Source organism: Rothia amarae (assembly GCF_042677725.1).
Taxonomy (GTDB): domain Bacteria; phylum Actinomycetota; class Actinomycetes; order Actinomycetales; family Micrococcaceae; genus Rothia; species Rothia amarae.
The window spans coordinates 450550-469978 of sequence record NZ_JBHUCN010000013.1 but is presented as its reverse complement, the minus strand read 5'-3'; the positions used below and the strand labels follow the sequence as shown (position 1 = coordinate 469978).

General features: G+C 48.8%; 17 protein-coding genes. 1 reads left to right on the top strand and 16 read right to left on the bottom strand.

The annotated features are described in order from the left end of the window. Nucleotides 1-1284: 1284 nt before the first annotated feature. From ACFR81_RS08970 to ACFR81_RS08950, 5 genes are all read right to left on the bottom strand, one after another. Nucleotides 1285-1689, bottom strand: coding sequence for a cytochrome c oxidase subunit 4 (locus ACFR81_RS08970; RefSeq protein ID WP_343874815.1), 405 nt, complete (start codon nt 1687-1689; stop codon nt 1285-1287). Nucleotides 1690-1701: 12 nt separating this feature from the next. After that, nucleotides 1702-3432: an aa3-type cytochrome oxidase subunit I gene (ctaD, locus tag ACFR81_RS08965; RefSeq protein ID WP_190616532.1), complete on the bottom strand. Its 1731-nt coding sequence runs from the start codon at nt 3430-3432 to the stop codon at nt 1702-1704. Nucleotides 3433-3442: 10 nt separating this feature from the next. Further along, entirely contained in the window at nt 3443-4306 is an 864-nt protein-coding gene (ctaC, locus tag ACFR81_RS08960; RefSeq protein ID WP_068171081.1) for an aa3-type cytochrome oxidase subunit II, read from the bottom strand. A gap of 222 nt (nt 4307-4528) precedes the next feature. Continuing rightward, nucleotides 4529-4882, bottom strand: a complete 354-nt coding sequence (locus tag ACFR81_RS08955) for a HesB/IscA family protein (RefSeq protein ID WP_145176731.1) — start codon at nt 4880-4882, stop codon at nt 4529-4531. Nucleotides 4883-4972: 90 nt separating this feature from the next. Continuing rightward, nucleotides 4973-6376, bottom strand: a complete 1404-nt coding sequence (locus tag ACFR81_RS08950; RefSeq protein ID WP_145176734.1) for a dipeptidase — start codon at nt 6374-6376, stop codon at nt 4973-4975. A gap of 99 nt (nt 6377-6475) precedes the next feature. Between ACFR81_RS08950 and ACFR81_RS08945 the strand changes: the two genes are divergently transcribed. Beyond that, nucleotides 6476-7060, top strand: a complete 585-nt coding sequence (locus ACFR81_RS08945) for a DUF3043 domain-containing protein (RefSeq protein ID WP_145176737.1) — start codon at nt 6476-6478, stop codon at nt 7058-7060. A gap of 46 nt (nt 7061-7106) precedes the next feature. On the opposite strand, the gene ACFR81_RS08940 is transcribed toward ACFR81_RS08945, so the two are convergent. The 11 genes from ACFR81_RS08940 to dnaJ form a co-directional block, all read right to left on the bottom strand. Then, nucleotides 7107-8192 carry a quinone-dependent dihydroorotate dehydrogenase gene (locus tag ACFR81_RS08940; RefSeq protein ID WP_343874823.1) on the bottom strand — a complete coding sequence of 362 codons (1086 nt, stop codon included), beginning with the start codon at nt 8190-8192 and terminating at the stop codon, nt 7107-7109. Between the two features lie 10 nt (nt 8193-8202). Continuing rightward, nucleotides 8203-8994 carry an isoprenyl transferase gene (locus ACFR81_RS08935; protein ID WP_343874826.1) on the bottom strand — a complete coding sequence of 264 codons (792 nt, stop codon included), beginning with the start codon at nt 8992-8994 and terminating at the stop codon, nt 8203-8205. Next, nucleotides 8994-9761 (bottom strand): DNA repair protein RecO, encoded by a 768-nt coding sequence (gene recO, locus ACFR81_RS08930; RefSeq protein ID WP_343874828.1) that lies wholly within the window; start codon nt 9759-9761, stop codon nt 8994-8996. The genes ACFR81_RS08935 and recO overlap by 1 nt, the downstream gene beginning before the upstream one ends. Before the next feature lie 77 nt (nt 9762-9838). After that, nucleotides 9839-11578 carry a 2-isopropylmalate synthase gene (leuA, locus tag ACFR81_RS08925; protein WP_145176748.1) on the bottom strand — a complete coding sequence of 580 codons (1740 nt, stop codon included), beginning with the start codon at nt 11576-11578 and terminating at the stop codon, nt 9839-9841. Nucleotides 11579-11764: 186 nt separating this feature from the next. Then, nucleotides 11765-13240, bottom strand: a complete 1476-nt coding sequence (locus tag ACFR81_RS08920; protein WP_343874831.1) for an LCP family protein — start codon at nt 13238-13240, stop codon at nt 11765-11767. 69 nt (nt 13241-13309) lie between these two features. After that, the gene (locus ACFR81_RS08915) at nt 13310-14401 is read right to left on the bottom strand and encodes a GTPase Era (protein ID WP_068171106.1); all 1092 of its coding nucleotides are present in this window, start codon (nt 14399-14401) and stop codon (nt 13310-13312) included. 103 nt (nt 14402-14504) lie between these two features. Next, a complete protein-coding gene (locus tag ACFR81_RS08910) occupies nt 14505-15791 on the bottom strand; it encodes a hemolysin family protein (RefSeq protein WP_343874834.1) in 1287 nt (428 codons plus the stop codon). 5 nt (nt 15792-15796) lie between these two features. Further along, nucleotides 15797-16303 (bottom strand): rRNA maturation RNase YbeY, encoded by a 507-nt coding sequence (ybeY, locus tag ACFR81_RS08905; protein WP_343874836.1) that lies wholly within the window; start codon nt 16301-16303, stop codon nt 15797-15799. Next, nucleotides 16303-17397 (bottom strand): PhoH family protein, encoded by a 1095-nt coding sequence (locus ACFR81_RS08900; protein WP_238397907.1) that lies wholly within the window; start codon nt 17395-17397, stop codon nt 16303-16305. Before ACFR81_RS08900 ends, ybeY begins: the two co-directional genes overlap by 1 nt. 94 nt (nt 17398-17491) lie before the next feature. Beyond that, complete coding sequence (locus ACFR81_RS08895) at nt 17492-18256, bottom strand: 16S rRNA (uracil(1498)-N(3))-methyltransferase (protein WP_343874840.1); 765 nt, start codon at nt 18254-18256, stop codon at nt 17492-17494. 12 nt (nt 18257-18268) lie between these two features. Continuing rightward, nucleotides 18269-19393 carry a molecular chaperone DnaJ gene (gene dnaJ, locus ACFR81_RS08890; RefSeq protein ID WP_343874842.1) on the bottom strand — a complete coding sequence of 375 codons (1125 nt, stop codon included), beginning with the start codon at nt 19391-19393 and terminating at the stop codon, nt 18269-18271. Between the last annotated feature and the right edge of the window lie 36 nt (nt 19394-19429).

The window sequence follows — 19429 nt, the reverse complement described above, 5'->3', positions numbered from 1 at the left end:
GTGCTCTCAAAAAAATACTCCCCACTAGTTAGAAACTGATTTCTCAGTCCAACTAATGGGGAGCAGTTCACTTGGAGAGGGGCTTTTAGTATGTCTAGCTTCTTGAAACGGTGTGCCCTTAAAAATCGAGTTAGGTTGTTAACCATCTGGCTATGTGCAAAGACGGTTCACGTGAAAATAGCTTTCAAGCCGTATAAACGCAGCTCTGCGGGGCGATGAGAAGCTAACTAATTCTCATATCATTTCTAGAATTACATTGTCTTAAAACGCCATATACGCTTCCGGAGATGGCTTCCCGGCGAATCTAGTTTCCTTGAACCAAATTCCTCTTCGTCGCTGCTGCCGAGGAGGCGGAATTGACGGTCAAGCATGGTTATCGTCTATACCTTGAACCCTCTCACCAAACTTTGAAGTATAGATAGGTTTGCTCCTGTCCACGTTTCACATCGTGGTTGACAGTGAATCATATATCTGAGTCAAACTCATAACTGGCCTCAGGAGGGAACGTGAACAGATTTTAGGTGTTACCATCTCCCTATTTAGGAAAGACTCCTGAGTTGGTCCTATATGCTTTCTTAGCACCGTAACAGGCAGTAACTATCCAGAAGCTTCTATCGACAAGCAGTGGACTGTTCTCGAATCAAAGCCAAAGAAAGCCGAACTGTGAGATTAGAAACTCTATTGGTTGCTTCAGAAGCGCAACCTGTGAAATTCAAAGGCTTGAAGAAGCAGGCGTAACCGTAAATCTGACTCTGGGTAGCAGAGTCGATGATTTTCGCCCTGGCGGAGCCTAAGCAGATGCCCGGACAGCTTAGATGATTACTTCCCGTAAATTCCCATGCACCTTGAACTGGTCTTTAGCGCTTCAAGAAGTATTTCAGCATGGGCAGCTCAGCATGAGGCTATTCTTATGCAACATAGCGATTTGGGAGTTAAGGTTCTTTCCTTGGCTAAAGGGAATCTTTTATCGAGGGGGATTCGTCTTATGACGGGTATGTGAGTGCCCACCAGTTCAAGGATTCTAAATAAAGTAGTAGGGAAGAATTTTAAAGAGGATTCGCATCTAGCTTTTGATGCTCGTACCGCGCAGTTAGTTTGTTTTGACTCGTCGGCGAATGAATGTTTTTACTCGAGTTGTTCCGGGATGGGTGTTCTTATGAGTCTCCTAAGTCAGTTAAGGCTAAAGAGAATCGAACACGAAGCTGTCAAGAAGTTATTGAAATACGCATATAAAAAGGGCAGTAGATTCAAATGAATCTACTGCCCTTTCTCGGCGGTTATATGTTAGTGAGCGTGATTGCCACGGTTGTATTCATATACCCAGCCAACGCAAGCAAGAATTGCTAGAGGAATAGCAAGGGTAATTACCCATACTTGCCACATTGCCAAACCAGTTACCAGGATTGCGCAAACGAGACCAATCATCAGCGGCCACCAAGACCACGGTGAATAGAAACCGTAGTCACCGGTGGTATCGGCAATTTCGCCTTCAAGATTTTCGTTCGGCTGGTGAGGGTGCTTCTTATCGGTAAACATCAAAAAGAATGCCAAGAAGAAACACATCACGGCGGTAGCTAAGATTGCGGGGAATCCAGCCCAGTCTGTAAATTGCGTCATTAAACCATACACAATTCCAACCGGTACGAGGAAGATACCCAAGCCAAGAAAAAGCTGTCCAAGAATTTTCATAGTAGCTACTCCCTATCGCTTTACTGAGCCAACAGCGGTCTGCGCGTGCTCAGATACCTGGCGAGCTGCTGCTGCAACATTGTAGTTGGTGGACAGTTCGGGATGATGTAGATCCAGTGCAGGACGCTCGGAACGGATACGCGGTAGAACGGTGAAGTTGTGACGCGGAGGAGGGCAAGAAGTTGCCCATTCAAGTGAACCGCCGAAGCCCCAAGGATCGTCAACCTCAACCTTCTTGCCGTAACGAGCAGTCACGTAGACGTTCCACAAGAATGGGATCATCGAGATTGCGAGAAGCATTGAGCCTACAGTTGAGAGTTGGTTCATCCAGGTGAAACCGTCTTCTGGCATGTAGTCAGCGTAACGACGGGGCATACCATCAACACCCAACCAGTGCTGAATCAGGAAGGTCATGTGGAAGCCGAAGAACAGCAACCAGAAGTGAATCTTACCTAGACGTTCGTTGAGCATCTTGCCAGTCCACTTGGGCCACCAGAAGTAGAAGCCAGCGAACATGGAGAAGACTACGGTACCGAAAATGACGTAGTGGAAGTGAGCTACCACGAAGTATGAGTCAGATAGGTGGAAGTCAAGCGGAGGGGTTGCCAAGATAACACCAGTCAAGCCACCAAAGAGGAAGGTGACGAGGAATCCCATAACCCAAATCAAAGGTGTTTCGAAGGTAAGCGAACCCTGCCACATGGTACCAATCCAGTTGAAGAACTTCATACCCGTAGGAATGCCAATCAACATGGTCATGAACGAGAAGAAGGGCAACATAACTGCGCCGGTTACATACATGTGGTGTGCCCACACTGTTACAGAAAGTGCCGCAATAGCGATGGTAGCGAAAACCAAACCCTTGTAACCGAAAATCGGCTTACGTGAGAACACAGGAATGATTTCCGAAACAACACCGAAGAAAGGCAGTGCTAGAACGTAAACCTCAGGGTGACCGAAGAACCAGAAAAGGTGCTGCCAGAGAATAGCGCCGCCATTTTCAGGATCAAAGATGTGTCCGCCCAAACGACGATCCATACCCAAAGCAAACAGTGCTGAAGCCAAGGGAGGGAAGATCATGATGATGAGGATGGCGGTAATCAAGGTCGTCCAGGTAAAGATGGGCATACGCCACATAGTCATACCGGGAGCACGCATGCACAAGATGGTGGTAATGAAGTTTACGCCACCCATGATGGTACCGAAACCCTGCAAAGCTAGACCGAAGACCCAGAGATCTCCACCTACGCTAGGTGAATAGGTAGTGCTATTCAATGGGGCATAAGCAAACCAACCGAAGGATGCAGCACCCTGAGGGGTCAAGAAGCCTGCAAGGGCAACTAGGGAACCAAAGAGGAAGAACCAGAAAGCCAAAGCGTTCAAACGAGGGAACGCAACGTCAGGAGCGCCAATCTGAAGGGGAATCAAAACGTTAGCAAAACCAGTAAATGCAGGGGTACCAAACATCAGCAACATCAAAGTGCCGTGCATGGTGAAAAGCTGGTTGAACTGTTCCTTAGTCTGTAGCACCTGCATACCGGGCTCAAAGAGCTCCATACGCATGAGCAAAGCCATAATGCCCGCGATGCAGAAGAAAATAAAGCAAGAAATCAGGTACATATACCCGATTGTTTTGTGATCGGTAGTGGTTAGCCAATTGACGACGATGCGTCCTTTTGACTTAGGCACAACCCGAGGAGCAACCTGGGTTGCTGAGTCTGCTGAATACTCGAGAGTAGTCACGGGTCACCTCCTACTGTGATTCGTTTTGGTTAGGGTTACGGTTGTATTCGTCGCCGAGACGGCCGTCGTTACCTTCATCCGCAAGCTTCTGAGTGTAAGCGTCGTACTCTTCCTGAGTTACAACCTTAACGTTGAAAAGCATTTCTGAGTGGTACTCACCGCAAAGCTCTGCACATTTACCTGCATAGGTACCGGTTTCAGAACCGGTCTTGAAGTACATGTGGTTAGTCTGACCGGGAATAGTATCGCGCTTCTCAAGGAAAGCAGGAACCCAGAAAGAGTGAATAACATCGCGTGATTTCAGCTGCAAATCAACGGTGGAGTCTACGGGTAGGTAAAGAGTAGGAAGGGTTTCTTCATGACCTTCTTGACCGTCAAGCTGTGCTTGAACACCGGAAGAATAAACATTCTTGTCGAGGTAGTTGAAGTCCCATGCCCACTGCTTGCCATAAACTTCAATGCTTACGTCAGCAGTCTCAGACTTAGGAGCGGTGATTTCGCGCTCAGCACGGTCAGAGAAGCTGAAAAGGCTAACAATAGCGATGATGGGGATGATGGTGTAGAAGATTTCCAGAGGAGCGTGATAGCTCAGCTGACGAGGATAACCAACATCGTTCTTACGACGGCGGTAGGCAATGATACACCAGAGCATAAGACCCCAGGTAATCAAGCCAACAACCAGCGCTGCTACCCATGAACCAATCCAAAGATCCATGATGGTGTCAGCGTTGTCAGTAATTCCACGCTTTGTAGGCAACCAGCCCAGTTTGGCTTCTTCCGAACAACCGGTCATCAACAGTGCTGAAACTGAAGCCACTCCGGCCAGTGCCAGACCCTTCAGCTTGCGGCTGCCGGTTCGATGCTGCGAACTCACAGACGGCCCTTCCTTTAGCGGTGTGCGTGTTAGGTCGATTCAGTGTGTGGACAGAATGCGACATAAATCTTTCTATATGAGCTTACCTCTTGAAAGTGCATTCTGCTGACACTATGTCAGTGAAGTTACGGCTATTTCTTAACTATTTCGCAAAATATTGAGAAAAAATGGGACGTTCCATCGAGAAGGATGGAACGCCCCAAATGTAGTCATAGATTTTGTTTAGTGGAATGAATCGCCACAAGCACATGACCCCTGTGCATTGGGGTTATCAATGGAGAAGCCCTGCTTTTCAATGGTGTCTTCGAAATCGATAGTTGAACCATCTAGGTAGGGAACGCTCATGCGATCAACAATGACTTCAACTCCGTCGAAATCGCGGACTGCATCGCCGTCGAGCTTGCGCTCATCAAAGTACAGCTGATAAATCAAGCCAGAGCAACCGCCCGGCTGTACTGCAACGCGCAGGCGCAAATCGGTGCGCCCCTCCTGCTCTAAAAGTGCACGAACCTTCTGAGCTGCAGTGTCTGTGAGTTGAACGCCGTGGGTTGAGGTTTCAGTCGCTGTTTCAGTCATCTTTTTGTCCTTAAAATCTTGAGAAAATGGTTCCAGAGAATTTTTCTCTAGTTAAGTTAACCGCTCTATACCGAAGCTTTATTCCCCATACTATTTCTTTTCGCAGAATTTGGTAACCATGAGAGCTTCTGCAAGGATTGCTCGCTTGAAATCGGGGATGTAGAGGGATTCGTTAGCGCTGTGAGCCCTCGTATCTGGATCTTCAATGCCTGTAATGAGAATATGAGCATCGGGGAACTCTTCCTTCAGGTCTGCAATAAAGGGAATAGACCCACCTAAACCTGTTTGCACTGGAGCAATTCCCCATGCCTTTTCCATGGCAGAAAGAGCAATTTGTATACTGCTCTCTGAAGTATCTGCGGAGAATGGTTGGCCGGTGTCTTCGGCAGTGTAACTTACTTCAACTCCCCATGGAGAGTGCCTGTGAAGGTGTGCCTCGATAGCTTGATGGGCCTGCTGAGGATTTTGCCCAGGAGCCAAACGCACACTGAGCTTGGCGCTATTCTGGACTGAAATAGTGTTAGAAGATTCGGCTATAGGGGTGATGTCCATGCCGATAATGCTGATGGCCGGTTGTGCCCAAAGGCGAGAAGAGATACTTCCCTCCCCCGCCAGTTGTACATTATCTAGCATTCCGGAATCAGCTCGGAAATCTGCTTCCTCATATTCAACCTCAGGTTCAGGTGCATGTATTAAACCCTCAACTGCTACTGCACCTTTATCGTTATGAAGCGAAGCAAGAAGTCGTACTAAGGCTGTGGGTGCATCAATCATAGGTCCGCCAAACATGCCGGAGTGCACCGCATGATCTCCCACGCGTACATTCACAACTCCGCTGGCTAATCCTCTCAGACCGGTTGTGAGCGCAGGTACTCCTGCTTTCCAGTTGGACGAATCGGCTACGACAATTGCATCTGCTTTAAGTTTCTCTTTGTAAGTTTTAAGGAATTGCCCAAAACTCGGCGATCCTGCTTCTTCCTCGCCTTCAATAAAAAGAGTAACGCCAGCCTTGAAATCCTCACCCAACACATCTTTTACTACCGAAAATGCCGTGAGATGAGCTAAAACACCAGCTTTGTCATCTGCTGCGCCGCGGCCAAAGAGCCTGTCCCCCTGCACTGTGGCAGTAAAGGGTTCAGTATTCCACTCAGCTAAATCTCCCACTGGCTGCACATCGTGATGCGCGTACAGCAAAATAGTGGGGTAACCCGCTTCAGCTTCTTTGCGAGCAACGACTGCTGGCATACCCTGTGTATCTTGATTTTCCCCGTAGGAAGCAGTCAAGATTTCAACCGAGTCAAAACCCACGTGCTGAGCTAATGAAGCTACTTTTTCTGCACTCTTGTGAACCTGCGATAAATCGAAAGCTTCCCATGCAATGGACGGAATAGCTACCAGCTCAGTTAGCTGTTCCACGGCGGAATCAAACTTTGCGTTTACAGCATGGTCAAGCGCTTCAAAATGCGAGAAATATTCTGGAGTATCAGTATTCATATACATAACCTTACGATGGATTGAGTAGAACCACCTTTTGTTCGATATTCTTAACAGGTGATTGGACGTAAAAAAGATTCTCGAAGTACATCAGGTTCTGTGCGAGCAGATTCTGTGGTGAATGAAGCTACTGTAACTCCTGAACCTCAGGAAGAACACCATGCTCCGAATTACACCGCTCCCAAGGGGAAACCCACGCCTTCTCGCAAGCAACAACAACAGGCGCGGCGTCAGCCCCTGGTACCTGCTGACCGAAAAGCAGCCAAAGAAGCCAACCGGGCTGCATTGCGCGAGCAGCGAATGAAAGAAAACATTGCCATGCAAACTGGCGATGAAAAGCATTTACCGCTTAAGGACAAGGGACCTCAGCGCAGATATATTCGCGATTACGTCGACGCCCGGTTTAACGTCGGCGATTTCATGATTATCGCTCTTCTTCTAATTTTTGTGGCGGGCATCTTCATCCAGTCCATTCAGTTGGTCACTGTAACCCTCATGTGGATTTTCATCGCTCTCCTCGCTTTGGACCTGTGGTTCATGTGGCGAGGTCTGAAAAAGAAGCTTCTGGCTAAGTTTGGACAAGTCGAACCAGGCTCTACAATGTACGCCATTAACCGTGCCATGATGATTCGTCGAATTCGACTTCCTAAGCCTCAGGTGAAGCGCGGTCAATACCCCAGCTAAAGTCCAATAAAAATGGTGGAGTGTTCTAGAACACTCCACCATTTTTCTATTTAAGAAGCTTTTTCAGCTCCCGATTGATTCGTGCTGCCCATAGTGGTCCTTCATACAGGAAAGCTGTATACCCCTGAACAAGAGTTGCCCCAGCATCGAGACGTTCTTTTACATCGCCGGCAGTAGTCACCCCACCCACGGAAACAAGAGTGAGTTTCTCTCCCACGTGTTCTTTTAAGAGCCGCAATACTTCAAGCGAGCGATTCTTTAAGGGCGCACCCGAAAGTCCTCCAGCACCGATTTCGCTCACCTTTTGAGCATCAGACTGTAGACCCAAGCCCTCACGCGCAATAGTAGTGTTGGTAGCGATGATTCCATCAAGTCCTAATTCAACTGCCAAATCTGCAATTTCCAGGATTTCATCGTCCGCAAGGTCGGGAGCAATCTTCACCAAAAGCGGTACATGCCGATTTGGCTCAGCCAAGACCGCTGCTTCCTGTACAGTCTGCAACAAAGGGCGAAGAGTTTCCACTGATTGAAGCGATCGAAGACCGGGAGTATTAGGAGAGCTCACATTGACAACCATGTAATCTGCTTGCGGAGCCAAGGTCATAGTAGAAATTCGGTAATCTTCAGCGGCATCCTCTAATTCAACCACCTTTGTTTTTCCAATATTGACGCCGATGATTGGGCGAGCTGAAGACGAGAACCTGAACTCAGTTTCAAAATCTGCGCGAGCGGCGGCAAGACGAGGCCCAACCTTTGCGGCTCCCTCGTTATTAAATCCCATGCGGTTAATGACTGCGAAGTCTTCAACCAAACGAAAGAGACGGGGCTTAGGGTTACCGGGTTGCCCTTGCGCAGTCACAGTACCGATTTCCACATGTCCAAAGCCCAAATCTCCCAGGGCATTGATGCACGATCCCTCTTTATCAAAACCTGCTGCGATTCCAAAAGGCGAGGGAAAAGTTAACCCCATAGCTTCGGTGCGTAGCGGAGCATCGGGTAATAGAAATTTGCGTGCAACGGGAGTCAGTTTGCTAGCACGCAAGAGTTGAATACCCTTAAACCCAATCTTGTGCGCTAGCTCTGCATCCATCGGTTTAAAAACAAGCTTGAAAAGTATGGGATAGATTTTCATGGAAAGCTCTCTACTGTTGGTGTGATGAATGGGAAGAAATCTTATCGACGGCACCGCCATACCGTCTATCTCGACGGGCGTACACTTCAACGGCGTCCCATAGAGTTCGACGGTCGACGTCAGGCCACAAAACATCAAGGAAAACTAGCTCCGCATAAGCGCTTTCCCAGAGTAAGAAATTAGATGTTCGCAACTCCCCCGAGGAACGAAGGAAAAGATCGACGTCGGGAACCTCGGGGTTGTACAGGTATTTTTCGATAGTTTTTTCGGAGATAGAGGACGGTTTCAGTTTTCCAGCTGCAACTTCAGCCGCGATGCGGGCTGTGGCGTCTGCAATTTCCGCGCGCCCACCGTAGTTGACGCACATGACGAGGGTACACACCGTATTGTTCTTTGTCTGCTCTTCGCAGTACTGCAGCTGCTTAATCACAGAGTTCCAGAGCTTAGGCTTGCGCCCTGCCCAGAGCACACGCACCCCCCATGCCTGTAACGTTTCCAGCTGACGCGTGAGAACCTCTGTGGTAAAACGCATGATGAAACTGACTTCATCCATGCTACGCTTCCAATTTTCCGTGGAAAAAGCGTAGGCAGAAACATAGGGAATGCCCATCTCGATGGCACCAGCGACGACATCGACAAGGGACTTCTCCCCCGCTTTATGCCCCTCGTTACGAGGTAGCCCGCGTTCATTAGCCCATCGCCCATTCCCATCCATCACTACAGCGACATGCCGGGGTACAAACTGGACAGGAATAGCAGGGGGCCTTGCTCCGCTAGGATGCGGATCAGGAGCAACAGGCATCAAAATTCCTTTTCTATCAAAGCCAATGATTTGAGGGGTTTCTCCAACTGCCAATGCACGAAAGTAGAGATTAATCCATATGCTATTTTTGCAGAATGCTGGGGTGAGATAGCCGTAACGCTCTCCCACCGGCCCAAGAACACATCAGATAAATAATGCAAGGTTTCTTCGCTGACCGGTTTGCTAACATTGAGCACTTCTAACCTTCCACAATTTTCGCATAGCAATCCGTCTTCTGCCGAAAACCAGCGAAGATTCTCTGATGACCCACAGTGGGAACAGACAGTAGGGTTCATACCCCAACCCGCTAAAGAGATGGCGCGTAGAAAATAAGCATTCACAATATCTAAGGGTCTCAGACGCTGACTAGAGAGCGAAGACAAAGCCCCAGCAAGCATCACGAACAGCTGGTTTGAACTTTCCCCCTCTTCAAATTTTCCTAAGCTTTCTGTTAACTCAATAAGTGCTAATCCTGCAAGGTAAGCTGAGTAATCACTCATGATAGGTGAAGTATAAGCCCGCACCGTTTGAACCTGCGTCAGCGTATAAAGGTCTTTACCCGCCGTAAGAGAAACATCCACCAGCATAAAAGGTTCTAACCGTCCCCCAAATTTTGAGGTAGTTTTGCGAGCACCTTTAGCAACGGCATGAACAATCCCGTGGTTTCTCGTCAGCAAGATAACAATCTTGTCTGCATCCCCCAATTTTTGACCGCGTAAGACTATGGCTTGATCAAAAATTGTTTTAGAACTAGCTGATGAACTCACTCTTATATCATCACATATTCAAAAAGTGGAGAAAACTACGGGGGCAAGGAAACCCTATCCTTGCCCCCACTAACAAGTTACTTGCTATCTCGAAGCGCTCTGTTGACCGCAGACGTCAAAGCCTTCAAAGATGCCCAGGTTGTGGAGGAATCAATACCAATCCCCCACAACACTCTGCTACCCACTGCTGCTTCAATATAGCTTGCAGCTCGGGCATTGGAATTAGAAGAAAGCGTATGCTCTGAATAATCGAGCAAACGAATATCGATACCTTCAGAGTGGAATACCGACTGCATGGCATCAATAGGGCCAGACCCCGTTGCCGTCTTCTCGAAACGACGGCCATCCACATTTAAGAGAACCTTAAGCTTGGTTGCCCCGCCCTCTTGCGAATCCACATTGATAGATTCCAAACGGAACCTACCCCAGCGATGCTCAGGATCCTCCGCAGGAAGATATTCATCAGCAAAGACTTTCCATAAATTCTCACTGGTTACTTCTCCGCCCTGGGCATCTGTGCGCGCCTGAATAGCTCCAGAGAACTCAATCTGCGCGCGTCGAGGCAAATCCAGACCATAATCTTTCTTCAAAAGATAGGAAACTCCGCCCTTGCCGGACTGCGAGTTAACCCTAATGACAGCTTCGTAATTGCGCCCCACGTCGCGAGGATCCAACGGCAAATAGGGTACGCCCCACTCTAAATCGTCAATACTCTTACCGGCTTCTCGCGCACGACGTTCCATAGAGTCGAAACCCTTTTTGATAGCGTCCTGATGGGAACCAGAAAAAGCTGTAAAAACTAAGTCGCCACCATAGGGTGAACGCTCGTGAACAGGTAGCTGATTACAATACTCAACCGTTCGACGAATCTCATCAATATCAGAGAAGTTAATTTCCGGGTCAACACCCTGAGTCAGCATATTTAGTCCCAGCGTCACCAAATCGACATTCCCCGTGCGCTCACCATTGCCAAAGAGACAACCTTCAATCCTGTCTGCGCCCGCAAGATAACCCAATTCAGCCGCTGCGACGCCGGTGCCGCGGTCATTATGAGGGTGCAGTGAAAGAATGATGTGCTCACGATTGGTCAGGTGCCGGTTCATCCATTCTATGGAATCGGCATAGACATTAGGAGTCGCCATCTCGACAGTGGCGGGGAGGTTAATAATAACTTCCCGACCTGGACCAGTTTCCAGTTCGTCTGTGACGGCGTTACAGACCCGGACGGCGAACTCCAGCTCGGTTCCGGTGTATGACTCAGGGGAATACTCATAGGTGATGTTCGCATCCCCCGCCAGCTGTTCCTCATATTTCTTGCAAAGCCGTGCTCCGGTGAGCGCGATATCCAAAATCCCGTCTTCATCCTTATTGAAGACGACCTCTCGCTGTAATACAGAGGTTGAATTATAGAAATGCACAATCGCATTCTTTGCACCCTGGATAGATTCAAAGGTTTTTTCAATGAGGTGCTCACGGCACTGAACCAAAACTTGGATGGTGACATCGTCAGGAATATGGTTCTCTTCAATCAGTGTGCGTACAAAATTGAAATCAGTAGCGGACGCCGAAGGGAATCCCACTTCAATTTCCTTGTAACCCATTTCGACCAGAAGCTTGAACATAGCGAGTTTTCGCTCAGAATCCATGGGATCAATGAGAGCCTGGTTTCCGTCGCGAAGATCTACCGCGCACCATCGTGGAGCTTTCGTGATGGTCTTGTTGGGCCATGTACGGTTCTCGAGCTGAATATCAATTTGCTCTGAATACGGACGGTATTTGTGAACCGGCATTGAAGATGGTTTCTGCAAATTTTTCACGATATTTACCCTTGCTCTAGAGAAAACATGATTGCTTCTTGAAAAGGAGAAAATGGAGTCAAACTAGGCGTTTGAATCAGTGCAGCCTTTAAACAAAATCATTTAGTGAAAATATCACGTGTCCCATATGACCCAGCTAATACTCAAGGGTTGATTCCACCATATGGAATCAACCCTTGATCTAGCTTAATATTGAAATGATTGCTGACATTTCACCTGGTCAGCTGTCTGCCCCTGTGCTTCACCGGCAATTTTGCTTTCCTTCTGAGCTACTGCATCGCCGTCCTTGAAGTCTTCACCTACGAGCACGGTAATGGCTGCATAACTGGTTGAAACGCGGGCCTCAGTGATGCCCAACTTGTCTGCTATTTTCTTCGCCTCTTGTTCGTATCCTTCGGGATAGATGACGGCGGAGCTGGCATAACTGCTCGTATCATTCTGCGCAGTAACGTTGGTGAACTTTTCCTGTTCAAGCAAAGAAGCTACATGCTTACCCTGTTGAATAGATCCAGAACCATTAAGTACCTCTACGGGAGCAGAAAGAAGAAGTTCTTGAGCAGTTTCTGAAGCCGATGCCGCAGGCGAAGCACTGGTTGATGGCTCTGCCTCTACTCGCAATGACTGATCCTGCCGTAACTTCTCAAAGATCGCCTGCGCAGAATCGGAAATCTGCAATTTGTTCTCGTTGTATGTGTACGGTTCATGCGGAACTGTAGCGAAAACAATCTGGCTAAGATCGATATCGGAGACCATGGTTCCCAAATCAACCAGCGTGGCGGGATTAGTGAGACCCTGGTCGACAGTCACATTCTGAGTGACAGCTTCTGCGATGTTCATTAGTTGTGATGGGTTAGAAAGAGTTCCCTCCGCTTTGACCTTTCTGAACATAGAAGCTAAGAAACTTTGCTGGGCTGCGATGCGGCTGGTATCGCTACCATCGCCAAACCCATGCCGGGAACGGAGGAACGCCAGAGCTTGTTCGCCCTGCACCGAAGAATTGCCTGCGGGTATATTGAGGCCGGAGTATGAATCGTCAATTGCTTGAGTAACACACACATCTACGCCACCGATAACATTCGATAGCGCTTTTACGGCGTTAAAATCAACCAGCATAAAGTGATCAATATTGACGCCGGTAATTGAACTAATCGTGGCAACAGTGCAACCAGGGCCACCATGGGACAACGACTCATTAATCTGAGTATCTTTCGCCTCGGCGTATTCGGTTCCGTCCTGAGCCTTACAAGCGGGAATATCTACAATGAGGTCGCGGGGGAAGGACAATACCGAAACGTTCTGATGATCTTGACTGATTTGTACCAGCATGATGACATCAGCTCGTGCCCCAGAAGCGGCATCGTTCTCATCCCCATAATTCGAGTTGGAACCTGAACGTGTATCGGAACCGACTACCAAAATATCCAAGGCGCCGTCTTCTAAATTAGCGTTTTGCGCGCTTCCAAGATTGAGTGCATCTGTTTGAATATTGGTCCGTAGACGAACGAAAGAAGCCCCGGCAATACCAACCATTAAAAGGAGTAGTCCCACGCAAGAGAGCGCTATCCATTTGTACTTCTTGGAACGCACGGGGTGCTGGCGCATGTGGCGTCCAAAGCTTCTTAGACGAGACGTCGAGGAGTCAGGATTCACAGATTCTGCCACTGATTACTCTCTTTCATCTGCTGGCGGTACGGGGGATGATAAACGGAAGGGGTAACTCAAAGGTCGAATTTAAAATCCTAAACGACCAAGTGCACGCGGGTCACGTTGCCAGTCTTTAGCCACTTTCACATGGATATCTAGATAGACCTTTGTACCCAGTAGAGCCTCGATATTTTTGCGGGACTGAGAACCGATTTCGCGCAAGCGAGAACCATTTTTACCGATAATGATTGCCTTTTGTGAAGATCTTTCCACAAACAAATTAACGTGAATATCTAGCAAGGGGTTATCTTCAGAGCGGCCCTCGCGCAGATTCATTTCTTCAACGGTGACAGCAACCGAGTGAGGCAGTTCGTCTCTGACCCCTTCGAGAGCTGCTTCGCGCACAAGTTCGGCCACCAGAGTTACCTCGGGCTCATCGGTGAGTTCGCCCTCTGGGTAGAGAGGAGGGGAATCCGGGAGGAAGGTTGCCAACAGATTGCTTACTTCCTCCACCTGGAAGTCTTTGACGGCAGAAACTGGAATAATATCTGCCCAGCCACCGCGTCCGTCATTAGCTGCCGGAGCTTGAGTTGCAGACTGCTTTTTGCGCTGCGCTGCAGGGCCAGTACCCTTTTGAAATGCCTTATCCTGATTTTTCTTTTTTGAAGAAGTATTTTGGCGTTGCTTACGTTCGGTGCGTGCTGCGCGTTCAGCGCTCATTACTTCTTCACCTAGCTGATGTACAGCAATGAGCTGCTCGGCTAGTTCCTGCTGAGAAACAGTATCCGCTTTGGTCACAATAGCAACCACAGGACGGTTTCCTGAAGCAGCAATTTGCTGGGCGATGTATCGGTCACCTGGGCCAATCTTCTCATTTGCAGGGATACAAAAACCTACGACGTCGACCTCTGAAAGCGTTTCTGCCACCATATCGTTGAGTCGTTCACCCAACAGAGTACGCGGACGGTGCAACCCCGGAGTATCCACCAGCACCAACTGGAATTTTTCACGATGGACGATACCGCGAATCGTGTGACGCGTAGTCTGCGGACGATTTGAAGTGATCGCAATTTTCTGACCGACGAGAGCGTTGGTAAGGGTCGATTTGCCGGCATTGGGGCGACCTACCAGGACAGCGAAGCCCGCTGAATAGTCGTCGGGAAAATCAAATAAATCCACTTAAACTCCTCCTGAGAATGTTTACACCACTTTACAGGGTAAAAAAGACGGGCACGTCGCTTGTCGACGTGCCCGTATTCACTATTCAGTAGATTTTGAAGATTTACTCAGAATCAACCGCGACGCTACCTGTATGTGCTTTCTCATCGGTCCAGACTAAGAGCGTTGCAATCTGATTACGGCGTCCGCTAGTTCCGATAGCCCGAATATGGATACCTGATACCGAAATTTCGCTACCCACAATAGGCACTCGACCCAGGTGCTTAGACATAAGACCACCTACAGTATCTACATCCTCTTCTTCTAAATCTTCGCCAAAGAACTCGCCTAATTCCTCAACGCTCAAACGGGAACTGATTTTGAAGGTGCCGTCGTCCTGTACCTTGATTTCTGGCTTCTCATTGTCGTACTCATCGGCGATATCCCCGACCAATTCTTCAATGAGATCCTCCAGAGTCACCAGACCGGCGGTCCCTCCGTACTCATCAATCACCATGGCAACATGGGTTGATTCCCGCTGCATTTCTCGCAATAAATCCAGAACTTTCTTAGATTCAGGTTCAAAGCGACCGGGGCGGATTAACGTCTCTAGATTCAATTCGCTTTGAATCATTCCTGAATCTACAACATTTTGCATTAAGTCTTTGAAGTAAAGGACGCCTCGAATGTCATCGAAATCATCGCCCAAGACAGGAATGCGTGAATACCCCGAGCGCAGGAAAAGATTGACGGCGTTATCAACCGTCTCGTCAGCATCAATGGTCACCATATCTGTGCGGGGAACCATTACGGATTTAATCCGGGTGTCGCCCAGCTCGAAGATAGACTGCACCATCTGAGCTTCGTCGTCCTCAATGACATCTTGTGAACTCGCCCGATCAACGAACTCCAAAATTTCTTCTTCGGTGAAGTATCCAGCCGAAGAATTCGCCTCCTGCCCTGACTCATCCTTAGGCTTGACGACTGCCTGAGGCAAAGGACCCAGAATCTTAGTAAGGAAATAAGTCAGAGAAGCATAATTTTTAACAAAATGCAGGGGTCGTGCTCGACCCGAGCGCCGGGGGTAATAAGCGAAAAATACATAACTAATACACGTCATTACCACTGCAGTGATTAGAATTGCCACCACTGTCGAAGACGAGATGACTAGCATCAGCGAGTAGAAACCAAGAATCGCCAAGGTATCTACGAACGCGCTCCACAATCGAAGCGAGAACATGTACTGATCAATATTCGCGATAATAATGTTCAACCGAGAGCGTTTACCGCTCTCCACCAAATTATTCAACTCACTATGCGGAATATAGGTGAAAGCTGATTCGGTGGCAGCAAGAATGTAACCCACTACGAGTAAGAGCAGGGTTGCAAAAATAAGACTGACAATAACCATAGGCGTTAGAACCTCGTCTCAACAGGAGCAGCCCGCCCCAAGAACTGCTCTAAAATAGTGCGCTGAATCCCGAACATTTCAGCTTCTTCTTCTGCTGTAGCATGATCGAATCCCAGGCAGTGCAAGATTCCGTGCACTGTTAAAAGGCAGTATTCATCGAGAGTGCTATGACCAGCATTTTCAGCTTGTGTTGCTGCAACTGCCGGACACAGAATAATATCCCCCAGCACGCCCTCTGTGGGTTCTTCCTCCGTTCCTGGTTCAAGCTCATCCATGGGGAATGACATGACGTCGGTAGGCCCTGGAAGATTCATCCATTCCAGGTGAATACGTTCCATCTCCTCAACACCGACCACCGCAATCGACAGCTCGGTCGAGCTACTTACCTTCATATATTTGAAAGCGGCATCTACTAGGTCTTCAATCACAGCTGGATCAAATGCAGCAAATGCTTTCTGGACGGCGGGAGATTCACCCTCTGAGACTTCTTCAATCTCAAAATCAACAGCCATTAGCTTTGATCCCCCACATCAATCCCTGATTTCTCCAGAAGTTTTTCCGCTGCCGCTTCTATCGTTTGCCGTTTGACTTTACGATTACGTTTGCGTTCCATCGCCGTCTTGTCCTCGTCCCACCGGTCGTATGCGGACACGATATCGGAGACCAAAGAATGCCGGACGACGTCGGTAGCTTCGAGAAGACAGAAAGATATATCTTCGACATCCTGCAGGATATTTCGAACCTGCTTCAACCCCGATGCCTGACCATTGGGGAGGTCAATCTGAGTAACGTCACCGGTAATCACCATTTTTGCACCGAACCCCAATCGAGTAAGGAACATCTTCATCTGCTCCACCGTGGTGTTCTGCGCTTCGTCCAAAATGATAAAAGCATCGTTGAGAGTACGTCCGCGCATATATGCAAGCGGTGCAACTTCAATGGTTCCAGCTTCCATCAACTTAGGAATTGATTCAGGATCCATCATGTCGTGAAGGGCATCATACAGCGGCCGCAAATATGGATCGATTTTTTCGTTCAGAGATCCAGGAAGAAATCCTAAACGCTCCCCCGCCTCAACAGCAGGACGGGTCAGGATAATTCGGTTAACTTCCTTCGCTTGAAGAGCATGCACTGCTTTGGCCATTGCAAGGTACGTTTTACCGGTACCTGCTGGTCCAATGCCAAAAACTACCGTGTGGTCATCGATACTATCGACATAGTTTTTCTGGTTAATAGTTTTAGGACGAATGCTCTTTCCCCGAGAGCTCAAAATATTCTGGCTCATCGCTGCCGCAGGCTGCGCCAATTCAGAATTGAGCATCGTTATAACACGCGAAACAGTCTCTTGACCGAGGGGAACACCCTGAGATGCCAACCGCGCCAGCTCGCTCAGTAAGCGAATAGTCGCCCCTACCGGCTCAGATGGACCAGTCACCACCACTTCTACATCGCGAGGACGAACAGTCACCGAGGGAAAATTCGACTCAATAAGCGAAATACTGGAATCGGATGGACCTAATACTGTCACCATTTGCTCACGCGAGGAAAAAGTGAAAGTTCTTGCTACGGACAACGGACGAGTTGCGCCCGAATTCTGGCTGTTCATACACGGCCTAAGGCCTAATCAGAGCTCCTTGAAGTTTGTTATGTTCAGATTATCTGGTGGTGTCCTAATAAAACAGAACCTTGGAGTGAATTTTCTACCACTGCCCCAGTAACGTTTTGAGGACGACAAGGGCTGAAGACCCAGCTGTAGAAGAACGCAATACTTCATTCCCCAGAAGCACCGTATGCGCTCCAACCGAAGTAAACAGATCTACCTCACGAGGCGAAATTCCTCCTTCTGGACCAACCACTATATAGACCGGTCCAGTCAGCTCAGATTTCTGAGCTTTCAGAAGCTCACTCAATTTCTGCTCGGCAGATTCATGCAAAATCAAAACGGTGGCACCAACTGCGCTGTCCTCTTCAAAAACCTCAGCTAAATCTGCTGAAGAGTGAAGATCAAAAACCGTGGGAATAAGAGCACTTCTCGACTGCTTTGCGGCCGCAACCACAGTATTTTTCCACTTGGCATGGTGCTTAGGCAATCGTTCCTTTTTCCACCGCACAATCGAACGATCAGCAAACCACGGGATGACACCTGAAACTCCAAGTTCAGTAGCAGTCTCAATCCCCAGAATGTCACGATCATTCTTAGCTAATGCCTGCACCACAATAAACTCAGTACCTGCATGGGCAGACTGAATTTGGCGAACCTTAACCCTTAGACCATCGTCAAGAAGTTCAACCACTTCCCCGCGCAGCCGCTTACCTTCTCCATCAGAGAGATCAATCTTTTCAGTCAGCTGAAGACGTTTAACATTTCGCGCATGGTGACCTTCGGTCCCCTGCACATCAACTACATCACCCACGGCGACGTCGTCTAGCTCCCGCTCCACAAGATAGAAAATAGGTGCAGACATTATAAAATCACCCTACTTATCGAAACGATCTTTGATACGAGAGAAGAATCCTTGCTTCTCAGAAATCGTCTCGCTCTGTTGCAAATCCTCCTGGCGTAGCTCCGCGAACTTCTCTAGCAATTTCTTTTCCTCACGGCTGAGGTCGGTAGGAGTGCGAACCTCAATATGCACATGCAAATCTCCCCGACCATTCTTGCGAAGATGCTGCACTCCGAGTTCCTTAAGGGTCAGCACATCGCCCGATTGCGCACCGGCTTTGATATCAAGCTTCTGCACACCGTCAAAAGTATCCAAAGAAATCGTGGTACCCAGCGCGGCTGCCGCCATCGAAATACCTACCCGAGCGTGAAGATCGTCGCCCTCGCGCATGAAAGTCGGATCCGGATTAATGCGGAGTTCGACATACAAATCCCCGTTAGGACCGCCGGCGGTGCCGGCCTCACCTTCACCGGAAAGACGAATACGAGCGCCACTATTGACACCTGCAGGAATCTTAACGGTCAGAGGCTTGCGCTCGCGGACACGCCCCTCACCGTAGCATTCCTGGCACGGATGCTTAATGACGGTGCCAAACCCCTTACAGGAAGGGCACTCTACCGGCTGCACGACAGTTCCCAAGATGGACTGAACCTGACGCTGCATATAACCCTGCCCCTTACAGGTCTCACAGGTTTCAGGGTGAGTGCCGGGTTCGCAACCGTCTCCCCCACAAACATCACATACTACGGCGGTGTCAACAGTAATTGGTTTGTTGGTACCAAAAACTGCATCCTTCAAATCAATGCGCACGTTGATGAGCGCATCCTGCCCCTGGCGAGTTCTGGACGCAGGTCCTTGCGGCTGCTGGCTGAAGAAAGTTTCGAAAATATCTGAGAAACCTCCGAACCCTCCGAAGCCGCCACCACCAAAACCACCCTGAGCCTGACCATTTTCGTTACCTGTCTGGTCATAGATACGGCGTTTTTCAGGGTCAGATAGAACATCGTGCGCGTGCGACACACGCTTGAATTCCTCTGCGGCTTCAGGAGAAGGGTTGATATCGGGATGGAGCTTGCGCGCCATCTTGCGATAAGCTTTCTTGATTTCCTCCGGGCTTGCGTCCCTTGCCACGCCCAGGGTTTCATAGTGGTTGCTCAAAGAGTTACTACTTTCTAATCGGCGTCAAAATTCTGA

Coding starts and splice junctions, on each gene's coding strand:
- ACFR81_RS08970 (WP_343874815.1), bottom strand. CDS start 1,689: ATGAAAATTCTTGGACAGCTTTTTCTTGGCTTGGGTATCTTCCTCGTA.
- ACFR81_RS08955 (WP_145176731.1), bottom strand. CDS start 4,882: ATGACTGAAACAGCGACTGAAACCTCAACCCACGGCGTTCAACTCACA.
- ACFR81_RS08950 (WP_145176734.1), bottom strand. CDS start 6,376: ATGAATACTGATACTCCAGAATATTTCTCGCATTTTGAAGCGCTTGAC.
- ACFR81_RS08940 (WP_343874823.1), bottom strand. CDS start 8,192: ATGAAAATCTATCCCATACTTTTCAAGCTTGTTTTTAAACCGATGGAT.
- ACFR81_RS08935 (WP_343874826.1), bottom strand. CDS start 8,994: ATGCCTGTTGCTCCTGATCCGCATCCTAGCGGAGCAAGGCCCCCTGCT.
- ACFR81_RS08910 (WP_343874834.1), bottom strand. CDS start 15,791: ATGGTTATTGTCAGTCTTATTTTTGCAACCCTGCTCTTACTCGTAGTG.
- ybeY (WP_343874836.1), bottom strand. CDS start 16,303: ATGGCTGTTGATTTTGAGATTGAAGAAGTCTCAGAGGGTGAATCTCCC.
- ACFR81_RS08900 (WP_238397907.1), bottom strand. CDS start 17,397: ATGAACAGCCAGAATTCGGGCGCAACTCGTCCGTTGTCCGTAGCAAGA.
- ACFR81_RS08895 (WP_343874840.1), bottom strand. CDS start 18,256: ATGTCTGCACCTATTTTCTATCTTGTGGAGCGGGAGCTAGACGACGTC.